The organism is Corynebacterium sp. USCH3 (assembly GCF_037619475.1).
Taxonomy (GTDB): Bacteria; Actinomycetota; Actinomycetes; order Mycobacteriales; family Mycobacteriaceae; genus Corynebacterium.
The window spans coordinates 518110-534831 of sequence record NZ_JAQPZT010000002.1; the positions used below are offsets into that span (position 1 = coordinate 518110).

At 69.6% G+C, this 16722-nt stretch carries 14 protein-coding genes; 10 read left to right on the forward strand and 4 right to left on the reverse strand.

Annotated elements, in window-relative coordinates:
* Nucleotides 1-11: 11 nt before the first annotated feature.
* Nucleotides 12-998, reverse strand: coding sequence for a malate dehydrogenase (locus PQI66_RS05635; protein ID WP_339996652.1), 987 nt, complete (start codon nucleotides 996-998; stop codon nucleotides 12-14).
* 252 nt (nucleotides 999-1250) lie between these two features.
* Here PQI66_RS05635 and PQI66_RS05640 point away from each other — a divergent pair, with 252 nt between their 5' ends.
* Entirely contained in the window at nucleotides 1251-2204 is a 954-nt protein-coding gene (locus PQI66_RS05640; protein ID WP_339996654.1) for a TetR family transcriptional regulator, read from the forward strand.
* A 126-nt stretch (nucleotides 2205-2330) separates the two neighbouring features.
* Here PQI66_RS05640 and clpX read toward each other — a convergent pair whose 3' ends face one another.
* Nucleotides 2331-3608: an ATP-dependent Clp protease ATP-binding subunit ClpX gene (gene clpX, locus PQI66_RS05645; RefSeq protein ID WP_339996820.1), complete on the reverse strand. Its 1278-nt coding sequence runs from the start codon at nucleotides 3606-3608 to the stop codon at nucleotides 2331-2333.
* Between the two features lie 387 nt (nucleotides 3609-3995).
* On the opposite strand from clpX, the gene purU reads away from it, so the two are divergent.
* Nucleotides 3996-4871: a formyltetrahydrofolate deformylase gene (gene purU, locus PQI66_RS05650; RefSeq protein ID WP_339996655.1), complete on the forward strand. Its 876-nt coding sequence runs from the start codon at nucleotides 3996-3998 to the stop codon at nucleotides 4869-4871.
* Here the strand turns inward: purU and PQI66_RS05655 are convergent.
* Together PQI66_RS05655 and PQI66_RS05660 are read right to left on the reverse strand one after the other, a co-directional pair.
* A complete protein-coding gene (locus tag PQI66_RS05655) occupies nucleotides 4868-5515 on the reverse strand; it encodes a 3-oxoacid CoA-transferase subunit B (protein WP_339996656.1) in 648 nt (215 codons plus the stop codon). The genes purU and PQI66_RS05655 overlap by 4 nt on opposite strands.
* A gap of 2 nt (nucleotides 5516-5517) precedes the next feature.
* Entirely contained in the window at nucleotides 5518-6279 is a 762-nt protein-coding gene (locus PQI66_RS05660; protein ID WP_339996658.1) for a CoA transferase subunit A, read from the reverse strand.
* A gap of 73 nt (nucleotides 6280-6352) precedes the next feature.
* Between PQI66_RS05660 and PQI66_RS05665 the strand changes: the two genes are divergently transcribed.
* From PQI66_RS05665 to PQI66_RS05700, 8 genes are all read left to right on the forward strand, one after another.
* On the forward strand, nucleotides 6353-7174 hold the full coding sequence (locus PQI66_RS05665; protein ID WP_445228000.1) for an IclR family transcriptional regulator domain-containing protein: 822 nt from the start codon (nucleotides 6353-6355) through the stop codon (nucleotides 7172-7174).
* Nucleotides 7175-7211: 37 nt separating this feature from the next.
* Complete coding sequence (locus PQI66_RS05670) at nucleotides 7212-8477, forward strand: acetyl-CoA C-acetyltransferase (RefSeq protein WP_339996659.1); 1266 nt, start codon at nucleotides 7212-7214, stop codon at nucleotides 8475-8477.
* Nucleotides 8478-8526: 49 nt separating this feature from the next.
* Complete coding sequence (gene pcaD, locus PQI66_RS05675) at nucleotides 8527-9321, forward strand: 3-oxoadipate enol-lactonase (RefSeq protein ID WP_339996660.1); 795 nt, start codon at nucleotides 8527-8529, stop codon at nucleotides 9319-9321.
* 26 nt (nucleotides 9322-9347) lie between these two features.
* Entirely contained in the window at nucleotides 9348-10154 is an 807-nt protein-coding gene (locus PQI66_RS05680; protein ID WP_339996661.1) for an IclR family transcriptional regulator, read from the forward strand.
* Nucleotides 10155-10232: 78 nt separating this feature from the next.
* Nucleotides 10233-11330, forward strand: coding sequence for a Gfo/Idh/MocA family protein (locus PQI66_RS05685; RefSeq protein WP_339996663.1), 1098 nt, complete (start codon nucleotides 10233-10235; stop codon nucleotides 11328-11330).
* Nucleotides 11327-12187, forward strand: coding sequence for a sugar phosphate isomerase/epimerase family protein (locus PQI66_RS05690; RefSeq protein ID WP_339996664.1), 861 nt, complete (start codon nucleotides 11327-11329; stop codon nucleotides 12185-12187). Before PQI66_RS05685 ends, PQI66_RS05690 begins: the two co-directional genes overlap by 4 nt.
* Nucleotides 12184-13911, forward strand: a complete 1728-nt coding sequence (locus tag PQI66_RS05695) for an FAD-dependent oxidoreductase (protein ID WP_339996665.1) — start codon at nucleotides 12184-12186, stop codon at nucleotides 13909-13911. Before PQI66_RS05690 ends, PQI66_RS05695 begins: the two co-directional genes overlap by 4 nt.
* Before the next feature lie 96 nt (nucleotides 13912-14007).
* Nucleotides 14008-16593, forward strand: coding sequence for a LuxR C-terminal-related transcriptional regulator (locus PQI66_RS05700; RefSeq protein ID WP_339996667.1), 2586 nt, complete (start codon nucleotides 14008-14010; stop codon nucleotides 16591-16593).
* Nucleotides 16594-16722: the final 129 nt, after the last annotated feature.

Sequence of the window (16722 nt, forward strand, 5' to 3'; positions counted from 1 at the left end):
TACCTACTATGTCACAGCATCCCGCCGTCACGCACCGTGGCCAACTCGGACTCCAGCTCCTCGACAGTGGCGCGGATACGCTCCTGCTGCCGCTCGTCGAGCTCAAGGTCTCTGACGATCTCCCAGGTCCCGTTCACCGCCCGGCACGGGAAGCTGGCGAACAGCCCCTCCGGTATGCCGTAGGAACCGTCGGACCGCAGGGCGACCGAGACCCAGTCACCGTCCGGGGTGCCGTGGAACCAGTCGTGCATGTGGTCCACCGCCGACGACGCCGCCGACGCGGCCGACGACGACCCCCGGACCTCGATGATCTCGCCGCCGCGTCGGGCGACCCGCGGGATGAACTCCTCGTCGACCCAGGACCGGTCGAGCGAGTCAGCGACAGGTTCGCCGTCCAGCCGCAGCTCGGCGACGTCCGGGAACTGCGTCGACGAGTGGTTGCCCCACACCGTCATGTTCGTCAGCCGGGGTGTCGTGGCACCGAGTTTGTCGGCGAGCTGGGCGAGTGCACGGTTGTGGTCCAGCCGGGTCATGGCGGTGACCTGGCCGGCGGCGAGGCCCGCATGCGCGTCGAGGATCGCGGCATTGGTGTTGGCCGGGTTTCCGACGACCAGCACCCGCACGTCCGGCGAGGCGTTGCGCGCGATGGCCTGGCCCTGCGGCCCGAAGATCTTCCCGTTGCCGACGAGCAGGTCCGAGCGTTCCTCACCCTTGCCCCGCGGCTTCGCGCCGACGAGGAAGACCGCCTCCGCCCCGGCGAACCCCTCGTCCTGGTCGTCGGTGACGGTGATGCTGTCCAGCAACGGGAACGCAGAATCCGACAACTCCATCGCCACCCCCTCAGCGGCCTGCCGTGCGGCGGGGATCTCCAGCAACCGCAGCGCCACCGGGCGGTCGCCGAAGACATCCCCGGCGGCGAGACGGAACAGCAGCGAATAGGCGATCTGGCCGGCAGCTCCGGTGACAGTCACGGTGACAGGGGAAGGGCGTGTCGACATGGTGTGCGACCTCATTCCTGGATAGGGGTTCGGTGGTGGACCGGCGTGTGGTCGGTACCCTCCCAATCTAAACGTCTTCCCCCGCCGCCGCCCCCTACCCCTGTTCCGGTGCCCCCTCATTGGTGGGGAGAGCAAACATTGTGGTCAACTCGTCCGTCAGTAACGCTTAGCATGGGTACTTCACCTCGACGTGCCGCGCGACGAGGCGACCCTCGCACCAGAGTGCAACCCGAGAAGGCCAGGAGTGCCCTTGTGAAGACCGACCCCGTCGACCTGCCGGGCAGCCACCGACGCTACGACTGCCCGCCGGAGGAGTACCAGCAGATCCTGGAGACCGCTCTCCCGGAACTGGTGCGTTCCGGGCTGTCCGCGGACACCCGGGACATCGCCGTAGGTGCCGGCGTCCCTGCGACCCACCCTCTGCTGCGCGACACGGGTGTGCTGTACGACGAGGCGGTCCGGTACGCTTTCCGCCTGCTCTGGCCGCGTCCGGAGGATCTCGACGTCGAGCGGCTCGTCCCCGCCGAAGCGGTGCGCTCCCTGGTGCGCACCGCCTACCGCCGTCACCGGGCGAGCCCGGACGCGGTCCGGCTGATCATCTCGGAGAACGTGATGGCCCGCGGCCACCTGGAGGGTCGCGCCGACGTGCTCGAATCGTCCCCGGTGGTCCTGCAGATCGACCGGGTCCTGATGCGCGGCCAGGACTACGGTGCATTCCGCCCCGGGATCTCCGCCGAGGACGTCTACGTGCTCATCACCTCACTGTGTTGCTTCCCGGCCTCGCAGGGCACGATGTTCCAGATGCTGTACGGCACGGACATGGGGCATGCCGCCACCGTCGACGGACTCGAGAAACTGGCCTGCGACACCGTCCTGGCGTTCCTGACCACCTCCATGCCGACGACGCAGGGCAGTTCGTACACCCACGCAGCACCGACGACCACGACGCCGTCGTCGGTGTCGGCGTCGTTGTACACCGCCGGGGACGGGGGGTCGGTGGAGGAGGTCGTGACCTACCGCCCCGAGGACCTGCCCGATTTCAGCGTGGCTCAGGACACCAGGGACGAGGGGTACACCACCGGGGCGAGCGAGCGCACCGGAACGCCCGGAGTTCCCGGAACCCCCGGAGCTGACGGGGTCGACAGCACCGACGAGGATGACGGCGACACCGTGGACGACCACATCGCCGCCCTCTACGACGACTAGGCGCAGATTCACCGCAGGGCGCGGTGTACCCCCTCCCCCTGCTGTCGTCTGAGCCACCGCAGAGGCCAGATTCCGCCTGTTTTCTGCCCCCGGCGGTGGCTCAGACGACATCGGTGATGCGGGCGGTCAGGCGCTGCGGCGGTCCCGCTCAGCAACCTCTTCGTGGGTGAGCATCTGTGGTTCCGCCTCATCGTCGACACTGGCACCGGTGATGATGACCTCGCCGGTGTCCTTGTCGTCGGGGATGGCGTACATCAGCGGCAGCAGCAGGTTCTCCACGATCGACCGCAGGCCACGGGCACCCGTCTCCCGCTCCAGGGCCTTCCGGGCGATCCCCCGCAGGGCGTCGTCCTCGAACGTGAGCTGGACCCCGTCCATCTCGAAGAGCCGCTGGTACTGGCGCACCAGGGAGTTCTTCGGCTCGGTGAGGATACGCACCAGCGCATCCTCGTCGAGGTGCCCGACGTGGGTGATCACCGGCAGGCGTCCGATGAGCTCCGGGATCAGACCGAACTTGACCATGTCCTCCGGCTCCACGAAACGGAACGGATCCGGGTCCTCGTCCGACTTGCCGCGGACCTCGGAACCGAAGCCCACACCCTTCCGCCCGCGACGCTCGGCGATGACCCGCTCCAGTCCGGCGAAGGCGCCGGACACGATGAACAGGACGTTCTTCGTGTCGAACTGGATGAGTTCCTGGTTCGGGTGCTTGCGGCCGCCCTGCGGCGGGACCGCGGCGACCGTGCCCTCCAGGATCTTCAGCAGAGCCTGCTGCACACCCTCACCGGAGACGTCGCGTGTGATGGAGGGACTCTCCGACTTCCGGGAGATCTTGTCGACCTCGTCGACGTAGATGATGCCCTGTTGTGCCTTGGCGACATCGAAGTCCGCGGCCTGCAGCAGCTTGAGCAGGATGTTCTCGACGTCCTCACCGACATAGCCGGCCTCGGTGAGACTGGTGGCGTCAGCGATGGCGAACGGCACGTCCAGCATCCTGGCCAGGGACTGCGCCAGGTAGGTCTTGCCCGACCCGGTGGGTCCCAGCATGAGGATGTTGGACTTGGTCAGCTCCACGGCGTCGTCGCTGCGGCGGGCGGTGGCGTCATCGGTTTCGGCACGGATGCGCTTGTAGTGGTTGTAGACGGCGACGGCAAGGGTGCGCTTGGCGTCGTCCTGTCCGATGACGTACTCGTCGAGGAACCGGGTGATCGCAGCCGGGTGCGGCAGGTCGGCGGAGTCACCCGAGGACGACACACCGGCGGCGAGCTCCTCCTCGATGATCTCGTTGCACAGCTCGATGCACTCGTCGCAGATGTACACACCTGACCCTGCGATGAGCTTACGGACCTGCTTCTGACTCTTTCCGCAGAACGAACACTTGAGCAGTTCGGCGCTTTCCTGCATCGATGGCATGTGGGACGAACTCTCCTGGGAAACATGTCGGGAAACGTGTCGGCGATTCGTGGGTAACGCGTCCGGCCCATCATACCCCCGCGCCGGGCGCCGCGGCGTCCCGACACAGGGGTCGTCGACTCCCCGCCCCGGCTCCCTGTCTACGGCGGGGTGCACGCCCCCGCCGTACGTTCGAACCACCGGACGCGGCCCACGCACGGTGGCCCTGTCCGGCCCTGTCCGGCCCTGTCCAGCCCTGTCCAGCACCGTCGGATCGCGGCATCGGACGGTCGCGGTGCCGGGCCGTCGGGGTAGACTGCCACCGAAGCGGCCGCCACCGACGAGCGACCGGCTGAACTACCCCCGGCTGAACCCGACCGAACGACCAGGAAGAACCCGTTGTCCCCGTCCATCACCTCCCTGACCGACCACGCCTGTCTGGTGGTCCACGGACCTGACCAGCCCGGTCTGGTCTCCGTCATCGCCGCACTGATAACCCGGAACAAGGGCAATATCATCTCCCTTGACCAGCACTCCTCTGACCCGGAGGACGGCGGGTTCTTCCAGCGCATCGTCTTCCACCGTCAGAACCTCGTCACCGTCATGGACGACATCAGGGCGGATCTCGCGGAGACGCTCGACCCCTACGACATGGCCTGGTCGCTGTCCGACCGCTCACAACCCAAGCGGATGGCGATCCTGGCGTCCAAGGACGACCACTGCCTTCTGGACCTGCTGTGGCGCCAGCGTCGCGGTGACCTGCCGGTCACTATCCCCATGGTGATCTCCAACCACACCGGGACCGTCGAGGACGTCCGTTCCTTCGGGGTGCCGTTCTTCCACGTCCCGTCGCAGGCGGGGCCGGACAAGTCCGAATCCGAGGCGGAGATCCTCCGCCTGTTGCAGGGCAACGTGGACTTCATCGTCCTGGCCCGCTACATGCAGATCATCTCCAGCAACTTCCTGGAGCAGGTCGGCGTCCCCGTGATCAACATCCACCACTCTTTCCTGCCGGCGTTCATCGGCGCCGCCCCCTACCGCAAGGCGAAGGAGCGCGGAGTGAAACTCGTCGGCGCCACGGCCCACTACGTGACCGAGAACCTGGACGAGGGCCCCATCATCGAGCAGGACGTGGTGCGGGTCAGTCACCGGGACCACGTTCCCGACCTGAAACGCCTGGGAGCGGAAGTCGAGCGGTCCGTCCTGTCCCGGGCCGTGCTCTGGCACTCCCAGGACAAGGTGATCCGGACCGGGAACACCACGATCGTGTTCTAGCGCACGGCGAACGGCGCAGCGGTGATCTCCCGCAGGTCGTCGACGGTGACGCCGTCGGCGCATTCGACCAGCGTCAGCCCGTTCTCCGGGTCGACCTCGAAGACGCCGTGGGACGACACGATCAGGTCGACGCACTTCGCCCCGGTCAGCGGCAGGGAGCACTGCTCAACGATCTTCGGGGTGCCGTTCTTGGTGACGTGGTCGGTCATCACGATGATCTTCTGCGCACCGTGCACCAGGTCCATGGCCCCGCCCATGCCGCGGACGAGCTTGCCGGGGACCATCCAGTTCGCCAGGTCGCCGTAGCGGGAGATCTCCATCGCCCCCAGCACGGCGACGTCGACGGACCGGGACCGGATCATGCCGAAGGACTCCGAGGAGCTGAAGAAACTGGCGCCGTCGTTGACGGTGATGGTCTCCTTGCCGGCGTTGATCAGTTCCGGGTCGACCTCGTCCTCGGTGGGGTACGGCCCCACTCCGAGAACACCGTTCTCGGAGTGCAGGATGACGTCGATGCCGTCGTCCAGGTAGCCCGGGACCAGCGTCGGCATGCCGATACCGAGGTTGACGTACTGCCCGTCCTGCAGTTCGGCGGCGACGCGGGCCGCCATCTGTTCACGGTTCCATCCTGTGGTCTCAGCCATGGTCAGGCCTCCGGATTCTTGTCGGGGCGGGTGGTGCGGTTCTCGATGCCGGTCTCCTGCGGGCCGACGTGCACCACGCGGTCGACGTAGATACCGGGCAGGTGGACCTCGTCGGGGTCCAGGTGGTCCACGAGATGTTCGACCTGCGCGATCGCCACGCGCGCGCACTTGGCGGCTTCGGGGTTGAAGTTCTGCGCGGTTTCGCGGAACACGAGGTTGCCCTGGCGGTCGGCCTTGTGCGCGTGGACGAGCCCGACGTCGGCCTTGATCGCGGTCTCCAGGATGTAGTCCTCACCGTCGAAGGTACGGGTCTCCTTCGGCTCGGAGAATTCGGCGACGGAGCCGTCCCGGTGGTAACGCACCGGCAGCCCGCCGGTGGCGAGTTCCGTGCCGACGCCCGCCTTGGTGTAGAACGCCGGGATACCGGCACCACCGGCACGCATGCGCTCGGCCAGCGTGCCCTGCGGGGTGAACTCCACCGAGAGGTCGCCGCTGAGGTACTGCTGGGCGTAGATGCGGTTGGATCCGATGTAGGAGCCGATCGTGCGCGCGACCCGGTGGTCCTCCAGGAGCGTGCCGAGGCCGAACCCGTCGGTTCCGCAGTTGTTGGAGATGATCGTGAGCTCACCGACGCCCCGTGTCCGGACTGCCTCGATGAGTACCGACGGGATGCCTACCAGGCCGAATCCGCCGACAGCGACAGACGCACCGTCGAAGAGGTCCGCCACCGCCTCGTCTGCTGTGCTGAATGTTTTGTCAAGCATATGGAAAACTGTACACTGGTGTTCGCGCAATGGACAAATGTTCGCTGCATGAACGGATGACAGGAGCACTCCGGTGACACAGACAGACGGCAGCACCCCCGCGAGAGGTCCCGGCGATGCCCACGGCGGCAGCCCCGGCGGCCAGGTCCAGTCCTTCGTGCGCGGCCTCGCCGTGATTCGTTGCTTTGACGGGGAGCACTCCCGACTCAGCCTCGCCCAGGTCGCCGAACGCACCGGCCTGGCCCGGGCCACCGCACGCCGCTTCCTGCACACCCTGGTCTCCCTCGACTACGCCAACACCGACGGCAATGAGTTCTGGCTGACCTCCCGTGTCCTGGAACTCGGCCACAGCTACCTGTCGTCGTTGTCACTGCCGGACATCGGTCAGCCGCGGCTGGAGGAGCTCTCCCGGCGTATCAACGAGTCGAGTTCGATGTCCGTGCTCGAAGGCCCGGACGTCGTCTACGTCAGCCGGGTTCCCGTCCGGCGGATCATGGCGGTGTCGATCACCATCGGCACCCGCTTCCCCGCCTACGCCACCTCGATGGGCCGGGTCCTGCTCGCCGACCTGGCCCCGTCCGAGCTCGACGACTACCTCGCCGGCGTCTCCCTCGAGCCGTTGACTGCTCGGACCTGCACCTCCACCCGCCAGCTCCGTGCCGAGCTGCAGACCGTCCGGGACCAGGGGTGGTCACTGGTCGACCAGGAGCTCGAGGTCGGCCTGCGCTCTGTCGCCGCCCCGGTCAACGGGCCCGGCGGCAGGGCCGTGGCCGCGGTGAACGTCTCGACCCGCACCGAGGTCTACGGCCTCGACGAGCTGCACCGCGACATCGTCCCCGAGCTCCTGGCCGCGGCCCGCGCAATCACCGGCGACCTCGCCGCACAGCATCTCTGACATCCCCCAGAACACCCCTGACAACCGAAGGAACCCCATGAGCCACACCACCACGGCCCCCTCCCCCACCGACGTCGTCCTGTGCTCCCCGCTGCGCACCCCGGTCGGCGCCTACGGCGGGGCCTTCACTGACGTCCCCGTGCAGGACCTGGCGTCCACCGTCGTCGCCGCCATCGTGGAACGCACCGGGCTGACCGCCGACGACATCGACGACATCATCCTCGGCCAGGCCTCCCCCGACGGCGCCGCACCCGCCCTGGGCCGCGTCGTCGCACTGGACGCCGGCCTCGGCGACAGCGTGCCCGGCATGCAGCTCGACCGGCGCTGCGGCTCAGGCCTGCAGGCCGTCGTCACCGCCGCCGCACACGTCGCTACCGGCGCCGCCGACCTCATCATCGCCGGTGGTGCCGAGTCGATGAGCCGCACCGGCTACTCCGTCGACGGCGCCATCCGCTGGGGCGTCAAGGGCGGTGACCTCGTGCTGCACGACCGCCTCGCCGAAGGCCGCGCCTCCGCCGGTGGCCGCAACCACCCCATCCCCGGCGGGATGATCGAGACCGCCGAGAACCTGCGCCGCGAGTACGGCATCACCCGTGAGGCGCAGGACGAGATGGCCGCCGAATCCCACCGACGTGCCGTCGCCGCCATCGACGACGGGTTGTTCGCCGACGAGATCGTCCCGGTGACGGTTCCGGGCAAGCGCCGTCGCGACCCGGAGACGATCGTCGACCGCGACGAGCACCCACGCCCGGGCACCACCACCGAGAAGCTCGCCGGCCTGCGCCCGGTGATGGGGCGCCAGGACGACGAAGCCACCGTGACCGCCGGCAACGCCTCCGGCCAGAACGACGGTGCCGCCGCCATGGTCGTCACCACCCGCGCCCGCGCCGAGGAACTGGGCCTGCAGCCCGTCGCCCGCCTCAGCGGCTGGGCCGTGGCCGGTGTCGCCCCCGAGACCATGGGCATCGGCCCGGTCCCCGCCACCGCCCGGGTCCTCGACCGCCTCGGGATGACGCTGGACGACCTGGACGTCATCGAACTCAACGAGGCCTTCGCCGCACAGGCACTGTCGGTCCTGCAGGAGTGGGGCGTCGCCGCGGACGACCCGCGGCTGAACCCGCACGGTTCCGGAATCTCGCTGGGGCACCCGGTCGGTGCCACCGGCGCCCGGATGCTGGTGACCCTCTGCCACGAGCTGCGTCGCCGCGGCGAGAACGGTTCCGCGCCCCTGCGCGGACTGGCCACCATGTGCATCGGCGGTGGCCAGGGCCTCGCCGCCGTCCTCGACGCCGAGCAGGCCTGACCGGCCCGTCGAACTCCCCGCACCCCACCACACACGAAGGAGCAGATCCATGACCGCTGGGACCACAGCGAACACCCCCCTGACCCTCCACGCCGACGTGTACGGCCCCACCGACGCAGAGCCCCTGGTACTGCTCGGCTCGCTGGGATCGACCACCGAGATGTGGCTGCCGCAGCTCGACGGGCTCTCCGACGACCGGCGGGTCATCGCCCTCGACCACCGCGGCCACGGAAAGTCGCCGCTGACCCCTGCCGGGGCGGACGGCCCGACGGTCCCCGATCTCGCCGCCGACGTCCTGCACACCCTCGACGGACTCGGGGTCGCACGGTTCACCGTGGTCGGGCTGTCGCTCGGTGGGGCGGTCGCGCAGTACCTCGCCGCCACCAGTGACCGGGTGACGGCCGCCGTGTTCATCTGCACCGCCGCGAAGTTCGGCGACCCCTCCGGATGGGTCGAGCGGGCACACACCGCCCGCACCGACGGTGTCGGTGCCCTGGCCGATGCGGTGATCACCCGCTGGTTCTCGCCCGCCTACCGGGAGCAGAACCCGGCGACCACCGACCACTACCGCGACATGATCGCCGCCACCCCGGACGAGGGGTACGCGGCATGCTGCGACGCCCTCTCGCAGTGGGACTTCACCTCCCGGCTGGGCGAGGTCACCGTCCCGGCACTGGTCATCGCCGGTGAACACGACCCGTCCACCGCTCCGGAGACGGTGAAGGTGATCGCCGACGGCGTCGCCGGGTCGTCCTACGTGGTCCTGTCACCGGCGGCACACCTGCCGAATCTGGAGCAGCCCCAGACCGTCAACACCCTCATCCGCGGGTTCCTGGCCGGCTGAAGGCCGGACACAGGAGGACGGTCGACATGGCGAACTCCCGGTCCGGGGAATCGGTGCTCCAGCGTGCCATGCGCATCCTGGAGTGCTTCCACCCCGACCAGCCCCGGTTGACCGCCGCGCAGGTCGCTGCGGCAACCGGGCTGTCCCGGTCCACCACCCACCGCCTGGTCACCGAGATGACCTCCGTGGGCATGCTGCAACGTCTGCCCGACGGCAGCGTCACGGTGAGCGACCACTCCTGGGAGACCTCGGTACGCTGCAGCCCCCTCGAGCAGCTCCGGGACCTCGCCCGACCGGTCCTCGAGGACCTGCACGCCCATTTCGACCACCACCTCTTCCTCGCCGTCCCGGACTTCGGGGAGCTCAGCGTGCTCTACCTGGAGCACTACGACGCGCAGTACCCGCTCCGGATCGTGAGCCGGCACGCCTCACGGCTACCGATCCACGACAACTCGGCCGGGTTGACCATGCTCGCCTTCGCGGGTGCGGCATCGGTCGGCCGTGTGCTCGACGGCCCGCTGTCCGACCGGGTGACCGGGGAACCGGTCGACCCGGCACGAATCCGGGCCGAACTACGGCGGATCAGACACCAGGGGTACGGGCACATCGTCGGCGGCATGGTCACCGAGAACACGTCGTTCGCCGTGCCGTGCTTCACCCTGACCGACCGTTCCGTGCAGTGCGCCCTCGGCCTGGTGGCACGGACCGACCGGTGCGACCACGACGAGGTCCTCGCCGCGCTCACGGCCGCCGGTCGGCAGCTCTCAGTCGCCCTGACCGCGGCGCAGAGCGACCCCCACTCCCCCGGGCTGTCCCGTTCAACGGGACGGTGACCGGGTAGGGCCGCTCGGCGACCTACGGTGGACGAGACCGGCCACCCACACCCCACCGCCAGAGGAGACCGCTGCCCCATGCCCCCACCGGACCCCACCCCAGACCGTGCCCCAGACCTCAGAGTCGGTGTCGTCGGCTGCGGCGCGATCTCCCGCAACCACCTCGAGGCCGTCGCGGCCGTCGACGGTGCCGAGGTCACCGTCGTCTGTGACACCGACCCCGCGCAGGCCCGCCGCGCCGCGGAGACCTACGGCATCCCCCGGGCCGTCGGCACCGTCGGGGAACTGCTGGCCACCGGCGTCGACATCATCTCGGTGTGTACCCCGCACCCCACCCACGAGGAGGTCGTGCTCGCCGCGGCTGCCGCCGGGGTGCACGTACTGTGCGAGAAGCCCGTCGCCGTGGACCTGGACGCTGCCCGCCGGATGACCGACGCGTGCGAGGCCGCGGGTGTGACGCTCGGCGTGATGTTCCAGCGTCGGTTCTGGCCCGCGGCGCAGGAGATGAAGGCTGACCTGGTCGCGGACCGACTCGGCGAGCCGGTCCTCGGGCAGTGCACCGTCCTGCTGCACCGCGACCCCACCTACTACTCCGCCACCGACTGGCGGGGCACCTGGGCCAGCGACGGCGGCGGGGTGCTGATGACCCAGGCGATCCACTACATCGACCTGTTAACCTGGATGATGGGCGACCCGGTGGAGGTCTCCGGGAAGATCGCCACCTTCACCCACGACATCGAGGTCGAGGACACCGCCGTGGCCACCGTGACCTTCGCCTCGGGCGCCCTGGCCACCATCAGCGCCACCACTGCCGCCGACACCGCGCTCGGGGCCCGCGTGCAGGTCACCGCCTCCTCCGGTGCCACCCGCGCCATCCTGGAGTACCCGGAGGGCACCGACGGCCGGGCCGTCCTGCGGGCCGAGGGCGGGTCGGTGGCCACCACCGCCGACTACCCGCCGGAACTGGTGGCCAACGCCGACCTCCGCACGATCAACGGTGCGTTGATCCCCCACCACACCGCCCAGGTCGCCGACTTCGTCGCCGCTGTACGCGACGGCCGCGCGCCCGCGGTGACCGGGCGCGACGCCACCCGTTCCCTGGCCGTGCTGCTCGCGGTCTACGAGTCGTCACGGACCGGGACGCCGGTACGGCTGACCGGGGAGGTCTCCCCGTGACCGGCCTGGTGAACAACCCCCGGGCCAGGCTGCTCGGCCTCGCACCGTTGTCGGCGCTGACCGTACCACCGGACCTGCTCGTCCGGTTCGCCGCCAACGCCGGTTTCGATTTCGTCGGTCTGCGCGTCCTGGCGGTCACCGCGGCGGAACCGTCCTACGACCTGTCTGCCGGTTCGCCACTGCTGGCCGCCACACTGCGCGCCCTCGACGAGACGGGTCTGTCGGTGGTCGACGCCGAATTCCTGCGCATCGACGCCGACACCGACCGCGACGCGTGGCTGCCCGCGCTCGAGGCGTCCGCGGCGCTCGGTGCCACACGGCTCACCGTCGCCGCCGGGGACGATGACCTGACCCGGCTGACCGACACGCTCGGTCGCCTGGTGGACGACGCCGCAGGCTACGGTGTGGTCCCGTCCCTGGAGCCGATCTCCTACCGCAGTGTGCGTTCACTGCCGGTCGCGGCCCGGGTCGCCCGTGACACCGGAGCCCGTGTCCTGCCCGACACCCTGCACCTGGCACGCATCCACGCCGACGTCGACGAGCTGGCGCAGATCAGTGACCTGGTGGACATGGTGCAGCTGTGCGACAGTCCGGCCCATGCCCCGACCACGGTGGAGGGACTCGTCGAGGAGTCGAGGGCGGCACGCCTGGCACCGGGCGACGGCGACCAGGATCTCGCACGGTTCCTGCGTCCGTTGCCGCGGGCGCTCCCGGTCAGCGTCGAGGTGCCCAATGAGGTGGAGCGGAACCACCGCGGCGACGCGGGGTGGATCCGGCACCTGTACGACACCGCGACGCGTCTGCTAGCCACATCCACCGTCCCGCCCACCACACCCCACGGAGGCCACCCGTCATGACCTCACCGACCGATCCCACCCCTGCCACCAGCCCTGCCACCGCCTACGACGCAATCGTCATCGGTTCCGGCGCCGGCGGCCTCTCCGCCGCGGTGACCGCCGCCCACCACGGACTGTCCGTCGCCGTCATCGAGAAAGCGGACGTGCTCGGCGGCGCCACCACCTGGTCCGGCGGGTGGGCCTGGACGCCCGGCACCAGCTTCGCCCGGCGCGAGGGTGTCGTCGAGGACGCCGAGGAGGTCCGCACCTACCTGCGCTCTGTCATCGGTGACTACTACCAGGGCGACAACATCGACGCCTTCCTCGACGCCGCGCCGGAGATGGTGGACTTCTTCCACACCAAGACCCGGCTGCAGTTCACCCCGGGGGCGGCGATCAAGGACATCTACGGTGACCTGCCGGGGGCCGGCACCGGACACCGCTCTGTGGGACCGACCCCGTTCAACGGACGCACGGTACGCCCGGACGTGCGGGCGAAACTGCGCCACCAGCTCTACGAGACGTCCTTCCTGGGCATGGGGATCATGGCCGGGCCGGACCTGAAGAAGTTCCTGTCGGCCTCACGAGGGGACGTGCGTGGATGGTTCCACGCCGCCCGACGTGTCGTGGTGCACGTCTGGGACATGGTGGTGCACCGTCGCAACATGCAGATGGTCAACGGTGCCGCGATGATCGGACGGCTCGCCGCCTCCGCCGATGACCTTGGGGTGGAGTTGATGACGGGCACGGCCGCCCGTGCGCTGGTCCGCGATGCGTCCGGACGTGTCACCGGGGTGACGGTGCAGGGGCCGGACGGTACCCGCACCCTCAGCGCCACCTGCGGAGTGGTACTGGCCACCGGCGGTTTCCCGGCCGACGTCGAGCTGCGCCGTGACCTGTTCCCCCGCACACCCACCGGCCAGGAGCACTGGACGTTGGCGCCGAAGGAGTCCACCGGCGACGGGCTGCGCATGGCGAAGGCTGTCGGCGCGGCCGCGACGACGGATCTGAAGGCCCCGGCGGCGTGGTGCCCGGTGTCCGAGGTCCCGTACCTCAACGGGAAGGTCGGTACATTCCCCCACATCATGGACCGTGCCAAGCCCGGGTCTATCGGTGTGGTGTCGACTGGTCGACGCTTCGTCAACGAAGCCAACGGCTACTACGACTACGTCGACGGCATGATCAACGCCGCCCCCGAGGGCGAGCCGGTGCAGTCGTGGCAGATCGCCGACTCCACGTTCGTGCGCCGCTACCCCCTCGGCATGGCGAAACCCTTCCCGGTGCCGTTGTTCCCTTATGTGCGCAACGGCTACCTGGTCAAGGGCAGGACACTCCGGGAGCTGGCGGAGCGGTGCGGCATCGATCCGGACGGGTTGGAGACCACCGTGGCCGAGTTCAATGACAATGCCCGTCGTGGTGAGGACCCGGAGTTCCACCGGGGCGAAACGGAGTTCAACCGGTACGGCGGTGACCCGAAGGTGGTGCCGAATCCGTCGCTGGCTCCTGTGGAGAAGGGGCCGTTCTACGCGGTGAAGGTCCTGCCGGGAAGCTTCGGCACGTTCGCCGGTATCTCTGCCGACGGGCGCGCCCGGGTACTCGGTGAGGACGGTTCTCCGATCGCCGGACTGTACACGGCAGGGAATGACCGCGCGTCGATCATGGGTGGGTTCTACCCCGCAGGAGGCATCAACCTGGGCCCCGCACTGACCTTCGGTTACGTCGCCGGCCGGGAGATGGCCCGGTAGATGACGTCGCGCCGACGGTCGGCCCTGCCGGGCACCACGCTGTCTGGTGCGCTCTCCCTGCTGTTCCTCCTCTGATTCCGCAGTAGACTGCGGGACGTGCCCATCTCCGACCGCGGACGCGCTCCCCGCCTCCACCACCCGCAGGTCAGGGAGATCCTCGCCCACACCCAGACCGTCGCACCCGCACGCGGGCTCTTCCTGGTGGTGCGCGACCTCTCCGGTGGCGGTGGGGTCGGGCTCCTCCACGACCTGGCCACCGGGGCGCCGGCGTGGAACACCGTCCGGATCCGCCCGGTCGCCGGCTCCACCCGTCCACTCGACCGGTCTCTGCTCGACAGCCCCGAGGACACCCTGCTGCTGATCGACGACCTCCATCTCGCGGACAGTGCGGTGCTGCGCCTCCTGCGTGAGGAGACCTCCCGGCTGGACCGTCCGTCGCGCCTGATGGTGGTCGGCACGGTGGACGCGGCGAATGCACAGGCGTCGGCTCCCGAGTCGTCGTGCCACCTGCGCGGGGACATCGAGGTCGTCCTGCCACCGATCACCCTCGGGGACAGCGGCGCCGTCGTGGAGTCCTCGACCGGGACCCGCCCACATCCGTCCCTGGTGGTGACCCTCCACACCATGACCGGCGGCCGCGTGGACCTGCTGACCGAGCTGATCGCCAGCGCCCCTGCCGAGATCCGGGCGGGCCGTGCGCCCGCCGTACCCGACACCTGGTCCACCGCGCTCGCCGGTGCAGTGGACGCCGCCACCGCCGACGCCCTGCCGGAGTCCCGACGGCGCCTGACCGACCTGCTCCGCACCGTTGCGGTCAGCGCGGGCCCCAGTGCAGGTCCCGTCGCCCTGGACCTGGTGTGGGACGTGTCGGACGGGGGCACCGACGCCGTCTTCACCCACCTGCTCCGGACCCTCCCCGGCCCGGCCGTCGACTTCCGGGACCCCCGCCACCGCGCCGCCGTGCTGGAACAGACACCACCGCGGGTACTCGCGGAGATCCACCAGCGCGCCGCGCGCCGGGAAACCGATCCCGGAGCCTCGCTGTACCACCGCCTGCAGTCCGTGCTGGCCGGCGGCACCGGTTCCGTGGACAGCGTCGTAGAACAGGTGCTCACTCTCGCCGCGGGGTACCGGGACCACGGTGACTGGGGCGTCGCCGCCCAGCTGCTGTGCACGGTTCCCCCGGGAAACCACGACACCGGCAACCCCGACGTCACCGGCTGCCCCACTCTCAGCGCCGACCGGGTCGACGCACTGGCCAGGGCCGGGAACCTGCCCGCCGCCCGCCTGTGGTCCCGGACCGGTGCCGGGGCGGCGCCGGGTGAGTCCTACCTCGCGATGCACGCCGGAGACCGCCGCCGTGCCTATGCCTCGTTGGACGGCGGTGACACCCTGCGACCGGCGGGCACCCCGTCCGATGTCGCGCACCAGCGTGCACTGCTCGCCCTCGCCGACTGGGACCCGCACAGCATGCTCGACCACGCCGGTGCCGCCGGTGACGACCTGCTCGCCGCCGTCGCCACCGGAATCCTCACCGGGTCCCATCCACCGTCCGGCCGCCCCGGAGCCCAGCACCGCATGGTCGACGGGTGGTTCGCCCTGGTCAACGACGATCCGCTCAGCGCCCGTGAGATCCTCACCTCGACGGCGTCCACCGCCGACACCGTCGCGCCGCTGCTACGGATCTGGCGCGACGCGTGGCTGGCGCGCACCCACTACGTCCTCGGCGACTTCGAGGAGGCCCGCAGGGTGGTCGAGCGCGGCCTCGCCACCGGCGATGCCCACGGAAGTGTGCTGCTGGATCCTGTCCTGCTCTGGACAGGATCCCAGGTCGCCGCCTTCCAGGGGGATGCGTCGGCGGCCCACCAGTACACCAACCGGCTGCCCGACGACCCCGAGGCCTTCCTCATCCAACGACTCCCCGCCGCCATGAGCCGCATGATCACCACGGCGAACAGCAGTGACCTCGTCGCCGCCCTGCGCGTCGGCGAATCACTGGCCAGGATCGGGACCGAAAAAGACACCCAGCAGCCCGGGTTCTGGCCCTGGGAGGACGTCTACGCCCAGTGCCTCGTGCGTGCCGGCAAGATCCGCGCGGCCGAGGCGGTGGTCGCCGAAGCCGAACAACGCGCCGGGACCGGCGGCCTGGCGTCCCTGGCCGCCAAACTCCGCGTCCCCCGCGGCAGTATCCTGCTGCGTCGCGGGGACGTCGAGGCCGGCGTACGGTGCTTCGACGAGGCCGTGGAGATCATCACGGACACCCCGATGCGGGCGTACCAGTCACGCATCCTGATGGAGTACGGACAGGTGCTGCGTCGCCTCGGCCGACGTCGGCACGCCGACGAGATCTTCAGCCGCGCCGAGGAGGTCTTCGCGTCAATGGGAGCCCCCGCCATGGTCGAACGCTGTCGCAGGGAGCGTCGTGCCACAGGAGTATCAGGCACGGCGACGTCAGGCACGGCGACGGGCGCTTCGGTGCTGCCGACGGGGGCAACGCCTGGGGCGTTGACCACCCAGGAGGAGCAGATCGCGGTCATGGCGGCGGACGGCTCCACCAACCGGGACATCGCCCGGGAACTGACGCTGTCGGCGAAGACGGTGGAACACCATCTCACCAGCTGTTACCGCAAACTCGGCATCCGTGGCCGCGGCGAGCTGTCCGGTGCGCTGCAGCAACGGTGACCCGGTTAGTCGTGCGGGGAACTGCCGGGGCGACAGAGCGACTGCACATATCGCACCCCATAAGTTACTGCAGAAATTCCGACCTGGGCTTTCATTATCTTCAGTAACTTATGGGGTGCGATACTTTCG

Excerpts from the sequence above, each read along its gene's own strand:
- PQI66_RS05680 (WP_339996661.1), top strand. The coding sequence starts at position 9,348 with ATGGCGAACTCCCGGTCCGGGGAATCGGTGCTCCAGCGTGCCATGCGC.
- PQI66_RS05670 (WP_339996659.1), top strand. The coding sequence starts at position 7,212 with ATGAGCCACACCACCACGGCCCCCTCCCCCACCGACGTCGTCCTGTGC.
- PQI66_RS05660 (WP_339996658.1), bottom strand. The coding sequence starts at position 6,279 with ATGCTTGACAAAACATTCAGCACAGCAGACGAGGCGGTGGCGGACCTC.
- PQI66_RS05635 (WP_339996652.1), bottom strand. The coding sequence starts at position 998 with ATGTCGACACGCCCTTCCCCTGTCACCGTGACTGTCACCGGAGCTGCC.
- PQI66_RS05685 (WP_339996663.1), top strand. The coding sequence starts at position 10,233 with ATGCCCCCACCGGACCCCACCCCAGACCGTGCCCCAGACCTCAGAGTC.
- pcaD (WP_339996660.1), top strand. The coding sequence starts at position 8,527 with ATGACCGCTGGGACCACAGCGAACACCCCCCTGACCCTCCACGCCGAC.
- PQI66_RS05695 (WP_339996665.1), top strand. The coding sequence starts at position 12,184 with ATGACCTCACCGACCGATCCCACCCCTGCCACCAGCCCTGCCACCGCC.
- PQI66_RS05655 (WP_339996656.1), bottom strand. The coding sequence starts at position 5,515 with ATGGCTGAGACCACAGGATGGAACCGTGAACAGATGGCGGCCCGCGTC.
- clpX (WP_339996820.1), bottom strand. The coding sequence starts at position 3,608 with ATGCAGGAAAGCGCCGAACTGCTCAAGTGTTCGTTCTGCGGAAAGAGT.